The 240-nt window shown below is 54.2% G+C and carries 1 pseudogene; it reads right to left on the reverse strand.

Going from position 1 to position 240, the window contains the following annotated elements:
* Nucleotides 1–209 (reverse strand): annotated as a pseudogene (locus tag KVT38_RS34115) (extracellular solute-binding protein); the annotation flags it as partial.
* Between the last annotated feature and the right edge of the window lie 31 nt (nucleotides 210–240).

The following is a 240-nucleotide window of genomic DNA, read 5'->3' on the forward strand; positions in this document are numbered from 1 at the left end:
GCTTTTGTGACGTCGTCTCCGCCCTGCTTCTTCCAATTCGTCACGAACTTGTCGTACGACTCGATCGGTTCGTTGCCGGTGATGATCTTCGTGAATGCGTCCAGCTCCAGCTTGGTCAGGTTGTCGCCCTTGTCCACCATCACTTGAAGCGGTGCCGCAATAAATTCGTTTTGCACGTAAGGATGTTCATTGATATAGTGAGCCGCCACGCCCATGGGGCCGCCTTCGCCGGAAATCAGA

Source organism: Cohnella sp. GbtcB17 (genome assembly GCF_019091135.1).
Lineage (GTDB): Bacteria > Bacillota > Bacilli > Paenibacillales > Paenibacillaceae > Cohnella.